Below are 20,996 nucleotides of genomic sequence, written 5' to 3'. Positions count from 1 at the left end.
GATACGTCAACCCTGGATAGTGATGTTGGCCTCGGCAATGGTCTTATGCCACTTGGCAATTTCGTCGCTCAGAAATTTGCCGAACTCCTCCGGCGTCATGGGCATGGCCTCCGACCCGCTGCCATGCATTTTCTCAATGACACTTTTGTCGTTCAACTGGGCATTGAGATTTTCATTGACCTGCTTCACAATGTCGGCCGGCGTGCCCGCGGGCGCAAACAAACCACTCCAGGAATAAGCTTCGTAGCCGGGCAAGCCTTCATCGGCAATGGCTGGTACGTCTGGCGCCAGGTCAGACCGCTGGGGATTGCCTACACCTAATGGAATCACCTTGCCTGATTTAATGAAAGGCAAAGCAGACGTAGCATCGGCAAACATCAACTGCACCTGTCCGCCCACCAGGTCCTGAACCGCCGGTGCACTTCCCTTGTAGGGTACGTGTTGCAGCTCAATACCGGCCATGCTGGCAAACAAGGCGCCGGCCAGATGCGTACCGCCGCCCGTCCCCGAGGAACTATAGGCAATTTTACCGGGCTGTGCCTTTGCCTGTGCGATCAGTTCCTTGACTGATTTGACCTTCAGCGACGGATGGGCTACCAATATGATCGGAAAGCGTGCCACCATGCCCACCGGTACAAAGTCCTTCTGAATATCATAGTCCAGCGATTTATTCAGACTGGGCAAGATGGCGTGGTGAATGGCGGCAAAAAAATAATTGTACCCATCCGGCTTGGCCTGGGCCGACAGCCTGGCCCCAAGGATGCCACCGGCACCCGCGCGATTTTCGATAATGGCTGTCTGATTCCATTGCTGCGTCAAGCCATTCGTCACAATGCGCGCGGCGGTATCGACCGGCCCGCCCGGCGCAAAAGGAACGATAAAACTCACCGCCTTGGTCGGCCATTGCGCAGCAAAACTCATGGCCGGATGCAGGCCGTATACGGCAGCAGCGCCATAAAGCGCAGATTTAAGCAGTTGCCTGCGTTGCATCATCAGGGTTTTCAAAACAGTCTCCTTATTGTCATGTTCGCAATGACATAACGTTCTTGTGGGTTCTTCAACCATCAATTATGCCGTGAGAACCATCCATTCCCTGTTTTTTATATGTGAAGGATCCCCTCAGCGCTGCCTAAGACCGGTTAACGCCGTTTTCTCCGGCAAATTGAGCGTCCTCAGCATCTGCGGTACTTACCAGAGCCGTTGATATGGCACACACCGGCAACATTTCACCACCAAACGGGAGCTGCTGCCCCATTCATACATGCGCAGCTGAATATGAAGCCCAAAAGCTTTTCACTTCACGCTCAGCTGCCTTGCGGGGGTAACCATAATCAAACTGCAATATTGACATCAATTTTTCGGGGTCGCCGCCAATCTCGGTCAATTCATCTGTTGACAGATTAATCCAACGTTCTTTAAGGATAACTTTGAAGGCATCAGCTTTCCATTTATTTTTAAATATAATCATGGCACTGTCCTTATTGATGCAGGTTAGTTCACACTGCATCTCTTACTCTACACCGTTGCGGCCACAAAAGGCCTTTGCGAACATATTTCACAAATTAGTATTTTTCAACATTTTTATACTTACACTTAATTCTTAGGTCAATTCAAGTAAGTGGAGTACTGTGGGCGATATGGGCTGACTTTCTTACCCATAGTTAAGGAGCATCATATGCTTACCGAAATAAAATTTGCTCAGCGACTCAAATTCATACAAAGTACGATAAAAAATGAATGGAGAATGCGCGTAGAGCAAGGAAAAACCTACGCAGCTTGCACGCTCGACTTTGACAATGGCGTATTAAAACACCGTGTGGATATTCGAGATATCGCAGTGTGGAACGATCACAAAAAACATTAAAATTTTTCGCGCCAGTTTACGGTATATAAAGAATGACAAATTTTGTATGCATGGCGCACGGGATGTGCGAGTTTTTCGTATCTCCAACAATTGATAATAGGAGTATTATCATGGTCGGTTTCAAAGATAAAAAATGGGATGAAATCAAAGGTTCAATCACAACTGAATGGAGTAAATTGAACGATGGTGACGTCAGGCAGATTAATGGTCATGCTGATAAGCTGGTAACGGCTATTAAAGATAAATACTCGGTGTCCCAAACAGAAGCCCAACAGCAAGTTCAGGATTTCATCGATAAGAAGCAACCTGCAGCAGTATAGTCTAGCGAGTAAAAAGCACCCTTCAGGGTGTTTTTTTGTGTCAATTTTCGCAGCGTCGCACATGCATTGCATTCTTGTTCCCACCGCTAGTGGTCAAGTTCAAAGCCGCCCACCGCTAGCGATCATGCATCCGGTGCGATACCTCAAGCAGATGCCCAATGAACTTTTCTGCATACGCTGGCAGATCACGCCCGGCCAGACGGCAGACATTGCGTTCGCGATCGGCCCACTCATCTGTGAGTTTGAGTATATGCAAGCGCGGGGCCCGGCTGTAGGCCCGGGCACATTCTACCGGTACGATTGCCAGCCCGATACCTGCGTCTACCATGCGACAGACCGCTTCGAAACTGCCAACATGTACGCGCTGATGCAAGCGCTTGCCCAGCTTGTAAGCTTTATCATCCAGGAACGTCTGAATCGCGCTTTCGGGATTGATGCCGATAAACTGGTACTGGTCGATCAGGGTTTCAAATGAAATTTCCTTCAAATCTTTCAGCGGGTGCGCCAAATGGGTCACAGCCACCAGCTCGTCCCTAAATAGCGGCACCACATCCAGGCCATCCAGGTTAACGTTGCTGGAGACAATGCCAATGTCTACCGAGCCGCCACGAATGGCAGAGACAATTTCCTTGGATAGCTTTTCCTCCAGTTCAATATCAATATCGGGATTTTCGGCCAGGAACGTCGACAACGCTTCGGACATGAACGAATGGGTGGCAGCGGTATTGGCCATAATTCGCAGCTTGCCCTTGATGCCGGTGGAAAACGGCTGAAGCTCGGCGTGCATGCATTCGAGCTGCTGAAACACCCCCTTGGCATATTTCAAAAAGACCTCGCCTGCGGGGGTGACGCTCACGCCGGTAACCTGACGGATCAGCAGGCGGACCTTGAGGGAGTCTTCCAGATTCTTGATACGGGCGCTGGCCGCCGGCAACGACAGAAAGGTTTTTTCTGCGGCCTTGGTCAAGTTTGATACTTCACCAATATTGATGAATAGTTTGAGGTCTGTCAGGTCATAGCGCATCTTAAGCTTACACGAAGGGGGTAGTTGAGAAATACGAACAATGCTGTCCACCATTATGGCCTATCATGAAATCCAGCACCAATAGATAGTAATCCCTAACCAGATCGACCGGCCGTGCCGGCGAGCTGATGAATGAAATTTTACAGGAGAAGCCGATGGGCTCAATTGCAGAAGGAAAAGTAGTGATTGTTACCGGTGCCGGTGGTGGTATCGGCCGGGACATTGCAATCGCCTATGCCAAGGCCGGCGCAAAAGTGGTTGTGAATGATATCGGCGTGTCTTTGAGCGGCCAGGGCGGTACTGATGGCCCCGCGCATGCCGTGGTCGACGAAATCACCGCTGCAGGGGGCACTGCAGTGGCCAATACCGACAGTGTCGCCGGTTACGAGTCGGCCAGCCAGATTGTGCAGACCGCCATGGACCATTTCGGTCGTATTGATATTGTCGTCAACAACGCCGGGAATCTGCGCGACCGACTGTTCCATAAAATGAACGAAGAAGAATGGCGCCAGGTCATTGATGTGCACCTGCATGGCACATTTTTTGTCAGTCGCGCTGCTGCACCCTATTTTCGCGAACAGGAGTCGGGCGCTTACGTGCACATGACCTCTACATCCGGGCTGATCGGCAATTTCGGCCAGTCCAACTATTCCGCCGCCAAGCTGGGTATCGCTGCCTTATCCAAGTCTATTGCACTTGACATGGCCCGATATAACGTCAGATCCAATTGCATTGCGCCATTTGCCTGGAGCCGCATGACCAGCTCCATCCCCGCCGAAACGCCTGAAGAGAAAGCGCGGGTGCAAAAACTGCAGAAAATGGAAACACATAAAATTGCGCCGATGGCCGTCTATCTGGGCAGCGATGCCGCAGCAGAAGTAAGCGGACAGATTTTCGGGGTTAGGGCCAATGAAATTCTTCTCTTTAGCCAGCCTCGCCCAGTTCGTTCCGTGCATATGTCCGATGGCTGGACGCCCGAGCTGATCGCCCAGATTGCCATCCCGGCCATGCAGGGCCAGTTTCATAAACTGGAACGCTCTCCCGACGTCATCAATTGGGATCCCATCTGATTACAAGGAGCAGCCACATGCCACTGGACTACGAACGGATCAAGAACTGGCGTTTTGCCGATACCCGTCACAGCTATACGCAGCGCGACAGCATACTGTACGCGCTAGGTATCGGCCTGGGCGCAGACCCCCTCGATCCATCACAACTGCAATTTGTATATGAAAAACAGCTGCAGGCATTTCCCACGATGAGCAGCATTCTGTGCTACCCGGGCTTCTGGATGCAAGACCCGGCAACCGGGATCAACTGGGTCAAACTGGTGCATGGTGAGCAACGCAGTATCTGGCACAGGCCACTGGCGGCCGAAGGCGTACTGACCGGCACGACACATATTTCGCATGTGATCGACAAGGGTGCCGACAAAGGCGCACTGGTCATTGCAGAGCGCAATATGTACGATGCAGACAATACGCTTGTGGCCACCGTCCAGCAGACTACATTTTGCCGTGCAGATGGTGGATTCGGACAGGGTGATGCCCCCGTGGCTGCCTTGCCGAAGGCGCCTGGGCGTGCGCCCGATTATCAGCGCAGGATTGCCGTGGCACCCAATGCGGCCATTCTCTATCGCCTGAATGCAGATCCGAATCCGCTGCATATTGACCCGCAGACAGCCGCTGCCGCCGGGTTCGAACGGCCAATTTTGCACGGACTGTGCACTTACGGCCATGCCGCCAGAGCGGTTGTACAGGACTGCTGCGATAACGACCCTGCCCTGCTATACCGTTTCGATGCCCGATTTTCAGCGCCAGTATATCCCGGTGAAACACTGGTTTGCGACATCTGGCGCGAAGGCGCGGATCAGATTCACTTTCAGGCCAGCGTCCAGGAGCGCAACGTTGTTGTGCTCAGTAACGGCTATGCCGCACTGCGCAGCGGGCATTAACCTGCGATGGCTCTGACATGATCACGCTTGCAATAGGCCGCAGCGTCGTGCATCACAGCGGATTACAGACAATGAAATGAGAAAATGCCGGGCAATACCGGCATTTTCTCATTTTCTGCGGGTTCGATAAGAACTAGGCTACCTGGTTCCAGGCCCATAGTGCAACGACAATACCAAAGACGATACGGTACCAGCCGAAAGGACGATAGGACGCACTGGACAGAAATCGCATCAGGGCGCGCACCACAACCAATGCACTGATATAGGCAGCAACAAAGCCGAGCACGACCGCGAGCAGATTACTCTGGCTCAACTGGCCACCGTGCCTGTACAAGCTCAGTACCGTGGCGGCGATCATGGTTGGCATGGCCAGGAAAAAGGAAAACTCGGTCGCTGTCTTGCGGTGAATGCCGGCCATCATGCCGGAAATAATCGTTGCGCCCGAACGCGAGGTCCCCGGAATCATGGCCAGACATTGAGCAAACCCCACGACCAGCGCCTGTTTCCAGGTGATATCTTCCAGGCTTCTTGTCTGATGGGCCAGCTCATGCTCTTGCAGGGTAGTGTGCTTGGCCATTGAGGGACGCCGTTCCACCCAAAGCATAATGATGCCGCCCACCACGAGGGTAAAAGCGTAAATCATGAACTTGCCATCAAGCAATTGACTGATATGCTTGATCAGCAGCAGGCCGATAATGGCCGCCGGCAAAAAGGCAATGATCAGATTCATGGTAAAGCGCTGCTCGGTCCGGTTACCGGTGAAGGTGCCCACGATAATCTCGCGCAGGCGCTGCCGGTACAGCCACATCACCGCCAGAATGGATCCGAGCTGGATTACGATTTCATACACCTTGAACTGCCCGGAGTCAAAGCCGATCCAGTCCCCCAAGATCAGCAAATGGGCGGTGCTGGAAATCGGCAGAAACTCGGTTATCCCTTCGACAATACCCAGAACAACGGCTTTAAACAGGTACCACACTTGATCCATAATGACGGGCTCCGAACCGGACAACAATTTACTGCTTCAGCGAAATCAGCATTTGAGTGAAGATTTTGGGGCTGGCGGCCAGCACATTGCCGGTTTTGAGCCAGGTCTGTTCCCCTTCGAAATCGGCAATCAGCCCGCCTGCTTCCAGAATCAGCAGGCTACCTGCCGCCAGGTCCCAGGGCTTGAGGTGAACCCCGCAATAGCCATCGAAACGACCGGCGGCAACGTAAGCCAGCTCCAGTACCGTCGCGCCAAGGCGGCGAAAGCCGGAACAGTCGTCGACCAGCCCGTAATAGCGCTCGGCGCCGGTACGATTGGAACCAGAAACCGAAGGGAAACGGCCGGCGATCAGCGCGTCGGAAAAGCGGGTCCGACTGCCGACACGCACCCGGCGGTCGTTCAGAAAGGCGCCACCACCACGAGTGGCAGTAAACATTTCATTGCGGGCCGGATCATAGACCACGGCCTGCGTAACGACACCCTTGTGTAACAGGGCGATGGAGACAGCGTAATTGGGGAACCCGTGTACGAAATTGGTGGTGCCATCCAGCGGATCGATCACCCACTGATACTCCGGCACTTCATTGTCCTTATCCTTGGGGCCCGGGATATGGCCCGATTCCTCGCCCAGAAAAGCGTGGTCCGGATAAGCGTCGCGTAACACCTCGATCACTGCCTGTTCTGCGTTCCGATCAATTTCGGTAACATAATCGTTGGGGCCTTTGCGTGCAATCTGGACTTTATCCAGATCGAGACTACCACGATTGATAATGGCGCCGGCACGGCGGGCAGCACGTACGGCGATGGTGAGCATGGGGTGCATAGCTTTCCAGACTTCGGTTGAGTAGTAAAATAAGCATTTTAATGGACAATAAAGCAGACTTCTGCAAATCCCATCAATTCTGTCCATATTCATGCCGTTCGAAGGAATTTTATGTCACCGCTACATACCCGGGTCCGCTTTATCATGGTGTCACCGACCCACCCTGGCAATGTGGGTTCTGCCGCAAGAGCTATCAAAAACATGGGATTTGGCGATCTGGTTCTGGTCAATCCGAAAGATAGCGGCATCCTGGCCCATGAGGAAGCCCTGGCACTGGCCAGCGGGGCCGCCGATATCCTGGAGACGGCGCAGATCGCACCCGACCTTGACACGGCCCTGACCGGCATTACCCTGGCCTTTGCCCTGACTGCCCGCACCCGCGACATGGGCCCGCCTTCGCTGGACATTCGCCAGACAGCCCAGTTATCGCGAACGCATCTGAATAATCACACCGATACGCGTATTGCGATTGTGTTGGGAACAGAAAGAACGGGATTGGACAATGACGATATCAGTCGCTGCCATCGCATCTGCCATATCCCCGCCAATCCTTCGTACAGCTCCCTGAACGTTTCACAAGCCCTGTTGCTGGCAGCCTGGGAACTGAACTACGCCATGCAGGCGCCGCCGACCGCCCGACATATCAGCACAACGGCGCCGGCTGCTGCCAGCCAGTCGCTCTCGACAGTGACGCAGGAGTTGACCGATCGCCCCGACCGGTTGCTATCGACGCCCGCCCAAGGCTATACAGACATCGCTGATCGCGATTATGCACCGGCCGAAAAAGTGGAAGCGTTCATCAATCACTGGGAAAGCGCACTGATTGGGATCGATTTTCTCAATCCCAATCATCCGAAAAAACTGATGCCACGCATGCGCTATATGTTTACACGCATCCATATGACCCAGGAAGAAGTGGATATGATGCGGGGGGTGTGTACCAATATTCTGAAAACAGTCTATCGGCCATAAGCTGTCTGGACGATCAAGGTAGCCCGGCGAATGGGGCTCAGTGCAGGCGTGACAGCGCGGGCTCCTGATGTGGGGATACAGGAGAACTTCCTGCGCCAATCCCGCCCTTCGGGGCAATAACGCAGCATTAACCACCCTGACTGGCAAAAGTAAGCACGCCCCGCTGCGGCGCACCGCCTGGCATGCCAACGGCGCCGGCGTCCGATGGTCAATGGTGGCTATTTGACGCCATTCTGATTGTTGGGGGCCACTGCCTGCACAGCTACCCGTAACGGGCTCGGGCTTTCAAACCCTTCTTCTTTCAGTCGCATCTGCACCTGGCGGTTCAGATCATTCTGCAGATTGGTGAAGTTGTCGGCACTGGCCCAGACGCGCACAGTGAGGGTGACGGTGCCGTCCTTGCGATCGCCCACGAAAACGGACGGCGCAGGCATTTTCATGGCACCCGGTTGTTCGTCGACCAGTTTGAGCAGCACTTCGATCGCCCGGTTGACGTCGTCGCCATAGCAAATATAAGCAGGCACGTCCATGCGACGGTTGTGATTACGACTCAGATTGATGATCGTTCCATTCCAGACCGTACTATTGGGAACCGTTACCTGTACGCCGTCAGCCTGCACAATCCGCGTCAGAAAGAGCCCGACTTCGTCGACGGTGCCAGAAATGGCCCCAGCCACTGTCACGCTCTCCCCCACTCGCAGGGGTCGCAAACCCAGCAGCATGATCCCTGCTGCAATATTTTGCAGCGTGCCCTGTAAAGCCAGGCCGATAGCCAGGCCAGCGGCGCCCAATACCGCAATCAGGCTGGCCGTTTGCACACCGAATTGCGACAATACTGCGATGATGGTAAAGATCCGCACGCTCCAGATTACGACCGTACGGAACATGGGAATGATCGTGGGATCGATTTTTTCTGATCTGGCGCTCAGGCGCTGCACCATATTGCCCAGCCACCGGGAAATGGTCCAGCCAATGCCCAGAATGACAAAGGCGACCACCAGGTCAACAGCGAAGCGCTGTACAAAGGGCCAGAAACTTTCGATTTGTTGGATATCCATATAAATCACTCTCTTACAGATTTTTCGAAAACGCAATTGGCTGATGGCCGGTACGCTGTCGGACAGGCCCACACCGATAGCGGGCATTCGCTATGTCAGGATTTTAACGTGTCATAATGACAGAATATACTTCAGGACAGCAAAGCGACACCACTTTCCGGCCCCTTATTTGCCGACAGCAAAGCTTTCGTATGGGATCAGATGGCAATATGGCCCGCTTTCGTCAACGACCATAACAATCAGCGCTTATCCATGAACACACAGCAAAGTACGCCCTCTACCTTTCATTCTCCACAAAGAATCGGTTTTTCCAGTTTTCGTGACCCGGTCCTGGCCTTCGAAGAACTGCTGCGCATCTACGAGCGCAATACACTGTTCATCCGCGAGTCCTTTTACCGCTACATCAGCGGCGAGAACCGGTCAGACCAACGCACACGCGCCTGCTACCCCGCTATTCGCCTGCATGTGCCCGACCATCAGGAAGTCGATTCACGTCTGTCATACGGGCATACCACCGAACCCGGTCTTTATCAGACAACGATCACCCAGCCCCAACAGTTCAAAAGCTATTTGCTCGAGCAAATCGGGCTGATCATGAAAAACCATCAATTGCCAGTGGAGATCGGCGAATCCGATATTCCCATCCCCCTGCATTTCGCATTTACCGGCGGCCAGTATATTGAAGGCGTCTATGCCGACACGATCGGCTCTTCACTGCGCAATTTCTTCGATGTCCCTGATCTGGCCGTCATGGACGATGCCATCGTCAATGGCACTTTGCGTGAAGAACCTGGCCAACCGGGGCCGCTGGCGCCCTTTACCGCACCACGTATTGACTACTCATTGCACAGGCTGCAGCACTACACCGCAACCGCGCCGGAGCACTTCCAGAATTTTGTCCTGTTTACCAATTACCAGTTTTACGTCGACGAGTTTATTGAGCGGGCCGCGCAACTGATCGAGGATGAATCATCGGGCTATACGGCGCTGGTCGAGCCGGGCAACCACATTACGCGCAAGGGACAGCCGAATCCGTCACAGAGACTGCAACGGTTGCCGCAAATGCCAGCCTATCACCTGAAACGCGAGGATGGCAACGGCATCACCCTTGTCAATATTGGCGTGGGGCCGTCCAATGCCAAGACCATCACCGACCACATCGCAACACTGCGGCCATCGGCATGGATCATGCTGGGCCATTGCGCCGGACTGCGCAACACGCAACGCCTGGGCGATTATGTGCTGGCGCACGGCTATGTGCGTGAAGATCACGTACTGGATGCCGACTTGCCGCTTTGGGTGCCTGTCCCTCCTTTGGCGGAAATCCAGATTGCCCTGGAACATGCTGTCGAAGAAATATCTGGGCTGTCTGACTGGGAACTTAAACGTATTATGCGTACCGGAACCGTAGCCACCATTGATAATCGTAACTGGGAGTTGCGAGATCAGCATGAACCGGTGCAGCGTTTCTCTCAATCGCGAGCCATTGCACTTGACATGGAGTCGGCGACCATCGCAGCCAACGGTTTTCGCTTTCGCGTCCCGTACGGCACACTGCTTTGTGTGTCCGACAAGCCCCTGCACGGCGAATTAAAGCTGCCCGGCATGGCCTCGGACTTCTATCGCAAGCAGGTTAGCCAGCATCTGCGCATCGGCATGCGAGCGCTGGAAAAACTGCGTGAAATGCCCCGGGAGCGACTGCATTCTCGTAAACTGCGCAGCTTTATCGAAACCGCTTTTAAATAAACCGTATTTTGAATTCCGTTATCAATGCCGCTTTTCCGGTTTTTGCGCTGATTCTGACCGGCTACATCGCCGCTCGCCGGCGGGTCCTGTCGGATCAGGCAAGCCAGCACCTCAATAGCTATGTGGTTTGGCTGGCCTTGCCGGCGCTGTTGTTTCATGCCATGGCCACGGTCAGTTGGGAAGAACTGAACCAGATTCCATTCATCCTGGCCAGTACCGGCGGCATGCTGGCCACCTTTTTTATCTTCATGATTTGGCAGCGGCGCCGTTTCAGTCTGCCGGACAATAGTGTGGCCAGCCTGTCGGCGTCCTATAGTAATGCCGGCTATATGGGCCTGCCGCTATGCATGCTGGCCTACGGTCAGGCCGGTATCATACCCGTCATTATCACCATGATACTGACCGCCTGCGTCCTGTTTGCCCTGTCCATCGTCTGCCTGGAAACCGGACTGAAAAAGCATGGCACTGTATGGACCAGCCTGCGCCATACCGGCGTTGCATTGGCAAAAAATCCGCTGATTGTCTCACCCGTGGCAGGCATGGCCTTATCAGGCCTGGGCATTGCGTTGCCGGCGCCTCTGGCGGAACTGACGCGCCTGCTGGGCAGTTCGGCCAGCCCCTGCGCCCTGGTCACCATTGGCCTGTTCCTGGCGCAAACGCGCAGTATCCGTCCGCACCCGGCACTGGGCGCGGTGCTTTTCATGAAAATGCTGTTTCTGCCGGCTGCCACGGCATTCCTGGCCTTTATCGTCTTTGACATGCCGCCGGTGCAACGCGAAGCGGCCGTACTGCTTGCCGCCCTGCCTATCGGCACCGGCCCCTTCATGCTGGCCACCATGTACCAGCGTGACACGCAACTGGTTTCGCAATCCATCTTTATCTCAACGGTACTTTCGGTCATCAGCGTTTCTGTGCTGCTGGCCTGGTTTCAGGGCTAGGCGCCTGGCGGCCGAATTATCGTTCCCACCCTGTGCGCATGCACGGTGCCGGGCGGCAAGGTAATATACTGTTTTTTACTGACCGTAAAAGCTATGGTTGCCGCCCACTGGCGCAACGCATGCATCAATTGCCCTATTTGCGGAGCATTACATGAAACCTTCAATTGTGATACTGGATGACTGGGAACACGGGCTGGCCCGTCTGGTAGATTGGTCCGACATACAAAACCGTAGTCAACTAGCGATCCATCACGACCGCTTGCGCGACGAGCAATTGCTGGCCGCAGTGGCCCAGGCGCAATGTATTGTACTAATGCGCGACCGCACACCCTTTCCCAAGTCGCTGATCGCGCAATTGCCCAATCTGAAACGCATCATTTTTACCGGCACCCGCAACAACACGCTTGATCAGCAGGCAGCCGAAGCGGTCGGCATCAAGGTCACGGCGACCGAATTCGGTCCGTCAAAAGCCAGCACCTGCGAGCTGGCCTGGTCTCTGATTATGGCGTCTGCCAAAAAACTTCCAGACCTGCTGGTTAGCCCGCAACAACCGCTGTGGCGTACGCCCGCCATCTGCCAGCATCTGCCCGAAGTACTGGAAGGCAAGCGTTTGGGTCTGATCGGCCTTGGACATATCGGCCAGCGCATGGCAGCCGTCGGTCGCGCCTTCGGCATGCAAGTGCAGGCCTGGAGTCCGCACATGACCCCAGAACGTGCCCGCGAAGCGGACGCAAGCAGCGTATCACTGGAAACCTTGTTGTCGACTTCCGATGTCGTGTCGCTGCATATTGTTGTCTCGGATGCTACGCGCAAGCTGCTCAACAGCGACACGCTGGCGCTGATGCAACCGGGCAGCCTGCTGGTCAATACATCGCGATCCAGCCTGATCGACACGCCGGCTCTGGTCAAGGCACTGCAACAGGGCCGCCCGGGGTTTGCCGCACTGGATGTCTTTGATGATGAACCAGGCATCAACCCCGCGTTGCTGGCGTTGCCCAACCTATTGCTGACGCCGCATATGGGCTTTGTCAGTGAACAGGTATACCAAAAATTTTCGATCAATGTGCAACACCAATTGATCCAGTGGCTGGACGAAAACGAGTAATGAAAAACAGCATATTGCCTCACAGCGCACTTATTCTGGTCGATCTCCAGCCGGATTTCATGCCGGGCGGCCCACTCGCATGCGAACAGGCAGATGCTGTTGTCGCACCCATACAGACCATTCTGGCGCAGAATCGTTTTGCCCATTATGTCGCCACCCAGGATTGGCATCCAGGCGGCCATATTTCCTTTGCTTCATCGCACAGTGGCAGCAAACCCTTTGACAGCATTGCGCTTTACGGCCATCCCCAGGTGCTATGGCCGGATCACTGCGTGCAGGGAACCAATGGGGCAGCACTGCATGACGCCATCGACTGGGACAGGATGAGTGTCATCGTACGCAAAGGCACCGATCCAGCTGTTGATTCGTACAGCGCGTTTTGCGAAAACTACAACCCTGCAGGCGAACGCCCGCTGACCGGCCTTGCCGGCTGGCTGAAGGATCGTCAGGTACGGGATGTGTATATTGGCGGCCTGGCAAGAGATGTATGCGTACTATGGACTGCGCAGGACGCGCGGGCGGCCGGCTTCAATACATTTGTCATATGGGATGCAACCGCCCCGGTTACCGCGCAAACGGATGCGAACACGCGCAAGGCGCTGCTGGAACAGGACATCCGAATCGTGTACAGCGATAACCTGACCGGCACCCCTTAAAATCTGCAGCGGGCGAATCGGACTCGTACCGCACGAACCTGAGCGCAAAGCGCCTGCAAAGGCATGAGTCCTGCCGATAACGCGCTTTCTCTGCAACACCACACCAGCAACGGCAGCCGCCGCATACGCAGCAGGACACGTTGCCGTGCCCTGCCTGATATCAATGCTGTTCGATAAAGCTTTTGAGAAATTCCTGTGTTCGAGGCTCTTGAGGGTTGACCAGCACTTCATCGGGTGTGCCCTGTTCCACAATCTTTCCCTTGTCAAAGAAGCAGACACGATCGGAAATTTGCTTGGCAAACTGCATTTCATGCGTAACCAGCAACATTGTCAAATCATGCTCTTCGGCCAGCCGCTGAATCACGTTAAGTACTTCGCCCACCAGTTCAGGATCCAGTGACGAAGTTGGCTCGTCAAACAGCATAATGTTGGGTCGCATCGCCAGCGCGCGAGCAATGGCCACGCGCTGCTGCTGGCCGCCGGATAGCTGGCTTGGGAACTTGTCGCTTTGATCGGACAGGCCCACCAGTTCGAGATACTTGTCGGCGCGCTCGTTGGCTTCGTCTTTGGACAGCTTGAGCACCTGCACCGGCGCTTCAGTCACGTTGCGACGCACCGTCATATGCGGAAACAGATTGAACTGCTGAAATACCATGCCCATTTCCTTGCGCATCTCGCGCAAGTGCTCTTCTGCAGCGGGCACCAGCTCACCGTTTTTTTCTTCGTGCCATAACGGTCTGCCGGTCACGTAAATGACGCCATCATTGATGTTTTCAAGTGTCATCAGGATACGCAGCACCGTAGATTTTCCAGAACCGGACGGGCCGATAATAGTCACTTTTTCGCCCTTGCGAACTTCGAAATCCAGTTCGTCCAGCACCGTCACATCGCCAAACTTCTTGACCACTTTTTCAAAGCGAATAATCGGCTCGCCTGTATCCGAACGGGCCGCAGCCTCATCGCCATTCGCAACTGCTTCGCCCTGCGACTTATCCGGGGCGGTATTCGCATTATCATTATTCATCGGGTTATTCATCGTAAAGGTATTCCTCGTTTTGGCAGGTGGGTGTCCAGATATCGCACTCCATAGGACGCGACAATCGTCAGGATCAGGTAAATGACCCCCACCATGGATAGCGGTATCAGATAATTGAAGGTACGATCACCTATGATTTTTGCCACATTGAGCATTTCCAGCACCGTAACGACCGACAGCACTGGCACATCCTTCATGATGGACACCAGATAGTTCCCCATCGCCGGGATAATGCGCGGGATGGCCTGCGGCAGAATGATGAAACCGAACGTGCGCACAGGCGCAAGGTCCAATGCCCGGGACGCCTCGGTCTGCCCGCGTGGGATGGACTCGATGCCGGCCCGGTAAACCTCGGACAGGTAGGCGCTGTACTGCACACCCAATGCCAGCGCACCGGTCATAAAAGCGGGCAGGACAATGCCATGCTCGGGTAACACATAATAAAGAAAGAAAAGCTGGACCAGCAATGGCGTATCACGGATAAATTCAGTGATAAATTTTGCGGGCCACGAGATGATAGCCAGCCGGGCACTTTTCAGGCCAGCCAGAATCAGGCCCAGCACCATAGCGACGAGAAAGCCCAGCACGGTCGCTTGCAGCGTAACCACCAAGCCTTTGAGCAGTATCGGAAAAATCGAAACTGCAAACGCCCAATTGCTGCTGGTGTCCCATTCAATACCAAAAAGCATGATCAGGCCCTCCCCGCGCGCCAGCGTCCGACGGAGCGCTCCAGCAATTTCATGATTCCGGTCAGAATCAGCGCCATGCCAAAATACATGAACAGCAAAATGGTGTATACCGTCGTACTGTCCTGTGTGTAATTGCGGATCTGTTCGGCACGAAACGCCATATCGCCCAGGCTGATCAACGATACCAACGCCGTATCCTTAAGGTTTTGCACCGCAAGGTTACCAAAGCTGGGCATCATTTCCGGAATGGCCTGTGGCAGGCAAATAAACCGTAAAGTCTGGCGAGGCGTAAAGTCCAGCGCCTTGGCCGCCTCAAATTGCGAGCGCGGCACTGCCTGAAGAGCCCCGCGCACGACCTCGGCGCCATAGGCGCCGATATTGAACCCCAAGGCCAGCGTCCCGGCCACCAGCGGCGCCATGCGAAAGTCCAGACCCAGGGCCTGGCCCAATAGCGGCAGCGCAAAGAACAGCCAGAACAGTTGAACCAGCAGGGACGTTCCGCGAAAAATCTCGACAAAACAGATCGAGAAGCCACGATAAAACCAGTTGCTTGAAAGCTTGCCGATACCAAACACAAACGCGGTGATCGCACCCAGTATGGTCGAATAGACTGTCAGTTGAACGGTCACCCACGCCCCCTGTAACAGGGGCGTCAGATATATATTCCAATCCATCGGTCGCCTTTTATTTTTTGGAAATGAGATGAAGGATACAAGCGCAAGCCTGCACGAGCCGGTGAGTTTGCGGCTGGCTGGTGTCGCCAAGCCAAGGATGGGTCTGCAATTGCCTCGCAGACCCGTGTGCACACGCCATAGGGCTTTTGCATAACCCTAATAAGCGCTACATCCTGATTACTTTGCTGCGCAAAGTTGTTCTGTGGTCTGCTTGGTAGACTCTTCCAGATCATGCTCGGTAAAGCCATAAGTAGTCAGAATTTTCTTCCACTCTGGTGTTTTCTTGAACTTGGCCAGCTCTTCGTTCACTGCTTTACGCAGATCATCCGAGCCTTGATCAAAGGTGAAACCACCCCAGCTGCGTGCCGGTTTGCCATCGATCACCGGATCTTCAAATTTTCCTGCCGGCTCGACTTTATCACTCTTGTCGGCCAGTTGGCTGACCGTCAGACTGGTTGCTGCATAGGCTGCAGCGCGACCGGTAGACACTGTCGAAATCGCATCTGCATTATTGGAGATAGTCACCATGCGGCTGTCGTCAACGCCGAGTTTTTGCAGCATTTCCAGCTGGTCGGCACCCGCCATGATGGCGATTTTTTTGTCCGACTTGCTAAAGTCTTCATATTTATGCAGATTGTCCGGGTTGCCTTTGGCAACCAGCAGGCCTTCGCCATAAGAGCTGTTAGGTTCAGAGAAAGCCACCTGCTGACAACGCTGGGGCAGGATAGCCATCTCGGCTGCAACCATGTCGAACTGGTCGGCTTTCAGACCGGGAATAAGTGAGCTGAACCCCGTGGTGACCCATTTGATTTCCTTGACACCAAGCTGTTCCATAATATGCTTGGCCACTTCCGGTCCGGCGCCTTTGGCCTCGCCAGTGGGATCGACAAAACCATAGGGTATTTCATTGGCAACGGCAATCCGCACCACGCCTTTTTCTTTAATTTCCTGCAACGTGGCAGCTGACGCCGCTGTACCAAAAGCCGCAGCGGTTGCTACAGCGAGAGCCAGCAGGGTTCGAGTTTTGAGCATTCTATTCATCGTTCTACTCCCCTTGAAGTTGATTTATCCTGAAGTTTTTATCTGGAAAGCGTCCTGATAAAAATTGCATTTGAAATAACTTTCAAACGCAGCGTACAGCACATTTTCATGCATAAAATTCATCGCATGAAGCGTGTGTTTTCTGCGCTAGCGGTTATCGCTTCATTTATAGAAGTAACATAAATAAATGGTACAGCACAACCGCAATACATGAATTTCGATATATTCGTTACATTCAAAAATGCGTCATTTAGATGAAATATATACATGGAAAACCCTAGGTTTATTTCAAATGAAATAAGTTTTATAAATGAAAAAACCATGGTCATGCAATTTTATAATCGCCGGGAAAACAGGCTATATTTTCCAACCAGGTAGCGGCCTGTGCTGGTTATTGCGAGCATTTGCCATTCATCCAGGAAATGTTTTTTCGCTTGATCCAAACTCAACAGATAATTGCGACAATCAGGATCAATTGCAATTTTCCCATGCAAGACGAATTGGAAATTCATTCATACAAAAAGTTACAGCCGTGCGACGCCAAGAACGACGCAAGCGTGCCTGATAAATTGAAATGCTATCTCTGGGCGCGCTATCAATTTTTTTGGGAAAAGTACAAGCCAGGCATAAATATTTCATATGCGATGGCCATGATGTTGGGGATGTTGGTGATGGTCGCAATGTTGGCGTGGCACCCTGGATATGCCATATGCGCACGCCACACTACTGCCTGGCTGTCGCGGCAGCCATCAGACCATCTCATATCATGTCAGGACCCATGTTGTGCCATGCAATATAGGCAGGACAGCCATCCCGCTCGGTCAGCGCTGACCCCGCCGGTTGCAGCTGCCTACTGCCAGATTTTCAACAATTGCCTGAGTGTGTCAAGCGCCTGTGGATTCATGGGCCATGCTGACGGTGGTCGGGTCGCACCACAATTGTGGCCCAGTAGTTGTAATGCGGTCTTCACAACGGTCACATTGGCGCCGTTATTTTCTTCTGCCCGTAATTGCTCGAATGGCAGCATTTGCGCGATCAACTGATTTGCCGCAGCGTAATCGCCTTTGTCAAGCGCAGCATGAATTGCAGCACTATGGCCGGGGGCCACGTTAATCAACCCTGAAGTAAACCCGCGGGCGCCTACCGCGTAAAACGGTGGCGCCCAAGTCTCGGCCAGGCCACCTACCCACGCTATATCCAGATGCCGCGTGCGGGCAATTGCGTCGGCCAGCACAAGAGGCGTTGGCGATGCCCATTTGACACCAACCACAGAGTCAACACTGCACAGGTCCTCTATCGACGCCATACCAATTGCCTCATTACGCAAATACAGCACTAGCGGCAGCCCCTGCGCGGCTTCTTCAATGCGACGTACGTAGGCAAGTATGCCTCGTGGCGACACGAACGGATCAGGTGGCTGGTGAATCATCAACGCATCAGCGCCTGCCGCCCGGGAAGCGGCCGCAAGGTCGCAGGCCTCTTCAATGCCGCGCCCCACTCCGCCAAGCAACGGAACCCGCCCACGTATCTGGCCCGCCGCCGCAGACACCATGGCTTCGCTTTCCGCATAGCGCAAACTGTAGTACTCACTGGTATTTCCGTTGGCCACCAATATGTGTATGCCTGCATTTATTGCATTATCGATAATGGGCTGCAGTCGCGCCGGTTCAATCTTGCCGTTGTCATCAAAGGGGGTAACCAAAATTCCTGAAATGCCATCAAGCGCAGCCCGCACCTGTGCTCGGTCGAAAGTTGCCATGTCCGTCTCCGTAAGTAAAATTGTCTGAACCGTTAAATAGGTAGTGTACTGCGACGAATGCATGCCTGCGCATCGCTCTTGACCGTCGGTGCCAGCGCGGTACCGAGGCCAGGGGCATCCGGACGCAACAGAAATCCTTTATCCAGAACCGGCAGCTCAGTAACCAGGTCTTTATAAAAGGTATTAAGAAACGCCCGCACCACTTCCTGAAAAATTGCATTGGGCGAAGCCAGCGCCAGGTGCAGGGAAGCCCACAGCACCACCGGCCCGGTACAATCGTGCGGCGCGATCGGCTTTTGATATGCATCGGCAAGGCTGGCAATTTTCCGGCCTTCGCTAATGCCGCCACACCAGGACAGATCAAGCATCACAATATCCAGTGCGTGTTCCGCCAGCAAATCGCGAAACGTGCTCTGAGACGCCAGGGTTTCACTGCCGCACACCGGAATCTGCGCAAGCCTGCGGTAATCGGCCAACAGTCCAGGGCTATCCATCTTTATTGGATCTTCGGCCCAGAAGGGCCGAAATTGCTTGAGTTCACGGGCGATGGCCAGTGCGCTGGTGACGTTCCACATCGAATGAAATTCACACATGACTTCAATTTGGTCACCAACGGCAAGCCTGATTTTCTCAAACACTTCAAGGCCCTGCCGCATTTGCCGTGCACTGACATACTGACCGCCGGTTTCCATGGCGGCGCCATCGAACGGCCATATTTTCATGGCGCCGAAGCCCTCGTCAATCAGGCTAAGCGCAAGTTGCGCCGGGTCTTCGATGAAAGCAATCTGATCATCATAACGGCCACGGATTTTTTCTGCCCCGGGCTCAATCAGCCGACGTTGAATACTTTTACTATTGTAGTCAACGCCGGCGCAGGTATTGTACGCGCGCATGCGTTCATGACAAGCGCCACCCAGCAACTGATACACGGGTTGACCGGTAACCTTGCCGAAGATATCCCATAGGGCGATATCGATCGCCGACGCAGCACGGCTCTCTACACCACTGCCGTTGAACCCCAGATAGCCGCGAAAAAGCACTTTATGCAGGCGTTCGATGTCTAGCGGATTTTCTCCCAGAATCAACGGCGCCGCCATGGAATGCAGATAGGTTTCCACCGCCTGTGCGCCGCGAAAGGTTTCACCCAGTCCAGTAATACCTTCATCTGTTTCTATTTCAACCCAGATCAGATTAGGCTGGGATGTCAGTCTTGTGGTTTCAATACCTGTAATACGCATGTTTTTCTACTCTGTGGAAATACGTTGGGCGCGGATCAATTCGGCCCATTTGTCATGTTCGGACTTGATGTGCCCTGCCAGTACAGAAGGTGCACCACCAATGGCCCCGATGCCCGATTGATTCAGTTTGCTGATGACAGCAGGGTCCTTGAGGGCGTGATTGAACGCCGCATTCAATCTTTGAATCACAGGCTCGGGAGTCCCTGCTGGTGCCCCGATAGCGAACCAGGGCTCAATGACAAACCCTTTATAGCCCAACTCCTCCATGGTTTGCACATTGGGCAAATTGGCTGAGCGGGTGCGCCCGGTTACGGCCAGCACCTTGACTTTTCCCGATTTGATAAAGGGCAGAATCGACGGTTCGTTGTCAAAGAAAACGTCTATTTGTCCGCCTATCAAATCGGTAATCGCAGGACCTGACCCTTTGTATGGCACGTGCAATAGAGAGATGCCAGCCATTTTCTTGAGCAGTTCGCCTGCCAGGTGATTGGATGCCCCCACGCCGGAAGAGCCATAGCTGATATCGCCCGTTTTTGCTTTACCAATCAGCGTCTGCAGGCTATCGATGCCTGTATTGGGTCCGGTAACAAACGCATTGATGGATGAACCCAGCAAGATGACCGGTGCAATGTCTTTGAACAGATCAAAGCCCGGATTGGCGTACAGACTGGCGTTGACCGAACAGTTGCCAATACTGCATAAAAATATGGTGTAGCCGTCGGCTGGCGCATTGACTGCGGCAACGGTGCCAATATTGCCGGTTGCGCCCGGTCGATTGTCAATCACGATGGGCTGCTGCAGATCGTTTGCGGCAGCACCGGCTACAAGACGGGAAACCAAATCGCCAGAGCCGCCAGGCGGGACCGGAACAATCATGCGAATCGGCTTGGACGGAAACGGCTGAGCACCGGCCTGACCCGGGCTGATCAACGCCCCGGCCAGCGCCAGCAACAGCGTGGTCATTGTTTTTTTCATGCAGTGTCTCCTTGTTGCGAACATACGTTCTCGTTCGTTGTTGTGCTGCGTTCAATAGTTTTATTTTCAAAAATCAATCATATAATCATTATATAATTAATGTCAATGCTTCAGGAGCATGTGAACCCCTGCGTTA

Annotated in this window: 23 protein-coding genes; 10 read left to right on the top strand and 13 right to left on the bottom strand. The window is 53.8% G+C overall.

Annotation, left to right across the window (positions count from 1 at the left end; all coding sequences use genetic code 11):
• Window positions 1–6: 6 nt before the first annotated feature.
• Window positions 7–1,005, bottom strand: coding sequence for a Bug family tripartite tricarboxylate transporter substrate binding protein (locus EV681_RS17510; protein WP_128394857.1), 999 nt, complete (start codon window positions 1,003–1,005; stop codon window positions 7–9).
• 250 nt (window positions 1,006–1,255) lie between these two features.
• The gene (locus EV681_RS17505) at window positions 1,256–1,468 is read right to left on the bottom strand and encodes a CsbD family protein (RefSeq protein WP_207227099.1); all 213 of its coding nucleotides are present in this window, start codon (window positions 1,466–1,468) and stop codon (window positions 1,256–1,258) included.
• Between the two features lie 207 nt (window positions 1,469–1,675).
• Between EV681_RS17505 and EV681_RS17500 the strand changes: the two genes are divergently transcribed.
• The gene (locus tag EV681_RS17500; RefSeq protein ID WP_130304740.1) at window positions 1,676–1,864 is read left to right on the top strand and encodes a hypothetical protein; all 189 of its coding nucleotides are present in this window, start codon (window positions 1,676–1,678) and stop codon (window positions 1,862–1,864) included.
• Window positions 1,865–1,974: 110 nt separating this feature from the next.
• Entirely contained in the window at window positions 1,975–2,184 is a 210-nt protein-coding gene (locus EV681_RS17495; RefSeq protein WP_128394859.1) for a CsbD family protein, read from the top strand.
• A gap of 115 nt (window positions 2,185–2,299) precedes the next feature.
• On the opposite strand, the gene EV681_RS17490 is transcribed toward EV681_RS17495, so the two are convergent.
• Complete coding sequence (locus EV681_RS17490; protein ID WP_130304739.1) at window positions 2,300–3,208, bottom strand: LysR family transcriptional regulator; 909 nt, start codon at window positions 3,206–3,208, stop codon at window positions 2,300–2,302.
• Between the two features lie 155 nt (window positions 3,209–3,363).
• On the opposite strand from EV681_RS17490, the gene EV681_RS17485 reads away from it, so the two are divergent.
• Window positions 3,364–4,278 (top strand): SDR family NAD(P)-dependent oxidoreductase, encoded by a 915-nt coding sequence (locus EV681_RS17485; protein ID WP_128395109.1) that lies wholly within the window; start codon window positions 3,364–3,366, stop codon window positions 4,276–4,278.
• Between the two features lie 17 nt (window positions 4,279–4,295).
• Window positions 4,296–5,162, top strand: coding sequence for a MaoC/PaaZ C-terminal domain-containing protein (locus EV681_RS17480; RefSeq protein ID WP_130304738.1), 867 nt, complete (start codon window positions 4,296–4,298; stop codon window positions 5,160–5,162).
• A 133-nt stretch (window positions 5,163–5,295) separates the two neighbouring features.
• On the opposite strand, the gene EV681_RS17475 is transcribed toward EV681_RS17480, so the two are convergent.
• Entirely contained in the window at window positions 5,296–6,153 is an 858-nt protein-coding gene (locus EV681_RS17475; protein WP_423191224.1) for an undecaprenyl-diphosphate phosphatase, read from the bottom strand.
• Window positions 6,154–6,178: 25 nt separating this feature from the next.
• Entirely contained in the window at window positions 6,179–6,973 is a 795-nt protein-coding gene (locus EV681_RS17470) for an inositol monophosphatase family protein (protein ID WP_128394862.1), read from the bottom strand.
• Between the two features lie 111 nt (window positions 6,974–7,084).
• Here EV681_RS17470 and EV681_RS17465 point away from each other — a divergent pair, with 111 nt between their 5' ends.
• On the top strand, window positions 7,085–7,945 hold the full coding sequence (locus tag EV681_RS17465) for an RNA methyltransferase (RefSeq protein ID WP_207227098.1): 861 nt from the start codon (window positions 7,085–7,087) through the stop codon (window positions 7,943–7,945).
• 218 nt (window positions 7,946–8,163) lie between these two features.
• Here EV681_RS17465 and EV681_RS17460 read toward each other — a convergent pair whose 3' ends face one another.
• Entirely contained in the window at window positions 8,164–9,003 is an 840-nt protein-coding gene (locus tag EV681_RS17460) for a mechanosensitive ion channel family protein (RefSeq protein ID WP_165393104.1), read from the bottom strand.
• 252 nt (window positions 9,004–9,255) lie between these two features.
• Here EV681_RS17460 and EV681_RS17455 point away from each other — a divergent pair, with 252 nt between their 5' ends.
• The 4 genes from EV681_RS17455 to EV681_RS17440 all read left to right on the top strand — a co-directional run bounded on the left by EV681_RS17455 (window position 9,256) and on the right by EV681_RS17440 (window position 13,448).
• Complete coding sequence (locus tag EV681_RS17455) at window positions 9,256–10,749, top strand: AMP nucleosidase (RefSeq protein WP_128394863.1); 1,494 nt, start codon at window positions 9,256–9,258, stop codon at window positions 10,747–10,749.
• A gap of 8 nt (window positions 10,750–10,757) precedes the next feature.
• Complete coding sequence (locus tag EV681_RS17450) at window positions 10,758–11,687, top strand: AEC family transporter (protein WP_128394864.1); 930 nt, start codon at window positions 10,758–10,760, stop codon at window positions 11,685–11,687.
• A 151-nt stretch (window positions 11,688–11,838) separates the two neighbouring features.
• Window positions 11,839–12,792, top strand: a complete 954-nt coding sequence (locus EV681_RS17445) for a D-2-hydroxyacid dehydrogenase family protein (protein ID WP_130304737.1) — start codon at window positions 11,839–11,841, stop codon at window positions 12,790–12,792.
• Window positions 12,792–13,448, top strand: a complete 657-nt coding sequence (locus EV681_RS17440; RefSeq protein ID WP_128394866.1) for a nicotinamidase — start codon at window positions 12,792–12,794, stop codon at window positions 13,446–13,448. The genes EV681_RS17445 and EV681_RS17440 overlap by 1 nt, the downstream gene beginning before the upstream one ends.
• A 160-nt stretch (window positions 13,449–13,608) precedes the next feature.
• On the opposite strand, the gene ehuA is transcribed toward EV681_RS17440, so the two are convergent.
• The 4 genes from ehuA to ehuB all read right to left on the bottom strand — a co-directional run bounded on the left by ehuA (window position 13,609) and on the right by ehuB (window position 16,879).
• Entirely contained in the window at window positions 13,609–14,472 is an 864-nt protein-coding gene (gene ehuA, locus EV681_RS17435) for an ectoine/hydroxyectoine ABC transporter ATP-binding protein EhuA (RefSeq protein ID WP_278044089.1), read from the bottom strand.
• An 8-nt stretch (window positions 14,473–14,480) separates the two neighbouring features.
• Window positions 14,481–15,173 carry an ectoine/hydroxyectoine ABC transporter permease subunit EhuD gene (ehuD, locus tag EV681_RS17430; protein WP_128394867.1) on the bottom strand — a complete coding sequence of 231 codons (693 nt, stop codon included), beginning with the start codon at window positions 15,171–15,173 and terminating at the stop codon, window positions 14,481–14,483.
• A 2-nt stretch (window positions 15,174–15,175) separates the two neighbouring features.
• Window positions 15,176–15,847 carry an ectoine/hydroxyectoine ABC transporter permease subunit EhuC gene (ehuC, locus tag EV681_RS17425; protein WP_128394868.1) on the bottom strand — a complete coding sequence of 224 codons (672 nt, stop codon included), beginning with the start codon at window positions 15,845–15,847 and terminating at the stop codon, window positions 15,176–15,178.
• A 177-nt stretch (window positions 15,848–16,024) separates the two neighbouring features.
• Window positions 16,025–16,879 carry an ectoine/hydroxyectoine ABC transporter substrate-binding protein EhuB gene (ehuB, locus tag EV681_RS17420; RefSeq protein WP_242612308.1) on the bottom strand — a complete coding sequence of 285 codons (855 nt, stop codon included), beginning with the start codon at window positions 16,877–16,879 and terminating at the stop codon, window positions 16,025–16,027.
• A 319-nt stretch (window positions 16,880–17,198) separates the two neighbouring features.
• Between ehuB and EV681_RS17415 the strand changes: the two genes are divergently transcribed.
• Window positions 17,199–17,453, top strand: coding sequence for a hypothetical protein (locus EV681_RS17415; RefSeq protein WP_130304736.1), 255 nt, complete (start codon window positions 17,199–17,201; stop codon window positions 17,451–17,453).
• A gap of 285 nt (window positions 17,454–17,738) precedes the next feature.
• On the opposite strand, the gene EV681_RS17410 is transcribed toward EV681_RS17415, so the two are convergent.
• The 3 genes from EV681_RS17410 to EV681_RS17400 are packed head-to-tail and all read right to left on the bottom strand — an operon-like array spanning window position 17,739 to window position 20,860.
• Entirely contained in the window at window positions 17,739–18,647 is a 909-nt protein-coding gene (locus EV681_RS17410) for a dihydrodipicolinate synthase family protein (protein ID WP_130304735.1), read from the bottom strand.
• Window positions 18,648–18,679: 32 nt separating this feature from the next.
• Window positions 18,680–19,885, bottom strand: a complete 1,206-nt coding sequence (locus EV681_RS17405) for a mandelate racemase/muconate lactonizing enzyme family protein (RefSeq protein ID WP_130304734.1) — start codon at window positions 19,883–19,885, stop codon at window positions 18,680–18,682.
• Window positions 19,886–19,891: 6 nt separating this feature from the next.
• The gene (locus EV681_RS17400) at window positions 19,892–20,860 is read right to left on the bottom strand and encodes a Bug family tripartite tricarboxylate transporter substrate binding protein (RefSeq protein ID WP_242612307.1); all 969 of its coding nucleotides are present in this window, start codon (window positions 20,858–20,860) and stop codon (window positions 19,892–19,894) included.
• Window positions 20,861–20,996: the final 136 nt, after the last annotated feature.

Origin of the sequence: Advenella incenata (assembly GCF_004217095.1) — a bacterium.
GTDB lineage: Bacteria > Pseudomonadota > Gammaproteobacteria > Burkholderiales > Burkholderiaceae_B > Advenella > Advenella incenata.
The sequence above is the reverse complement of the archived record's forward strand: the minus strand, read 5'-3'. Positions and strand labels throughout refer to the sequence as shown.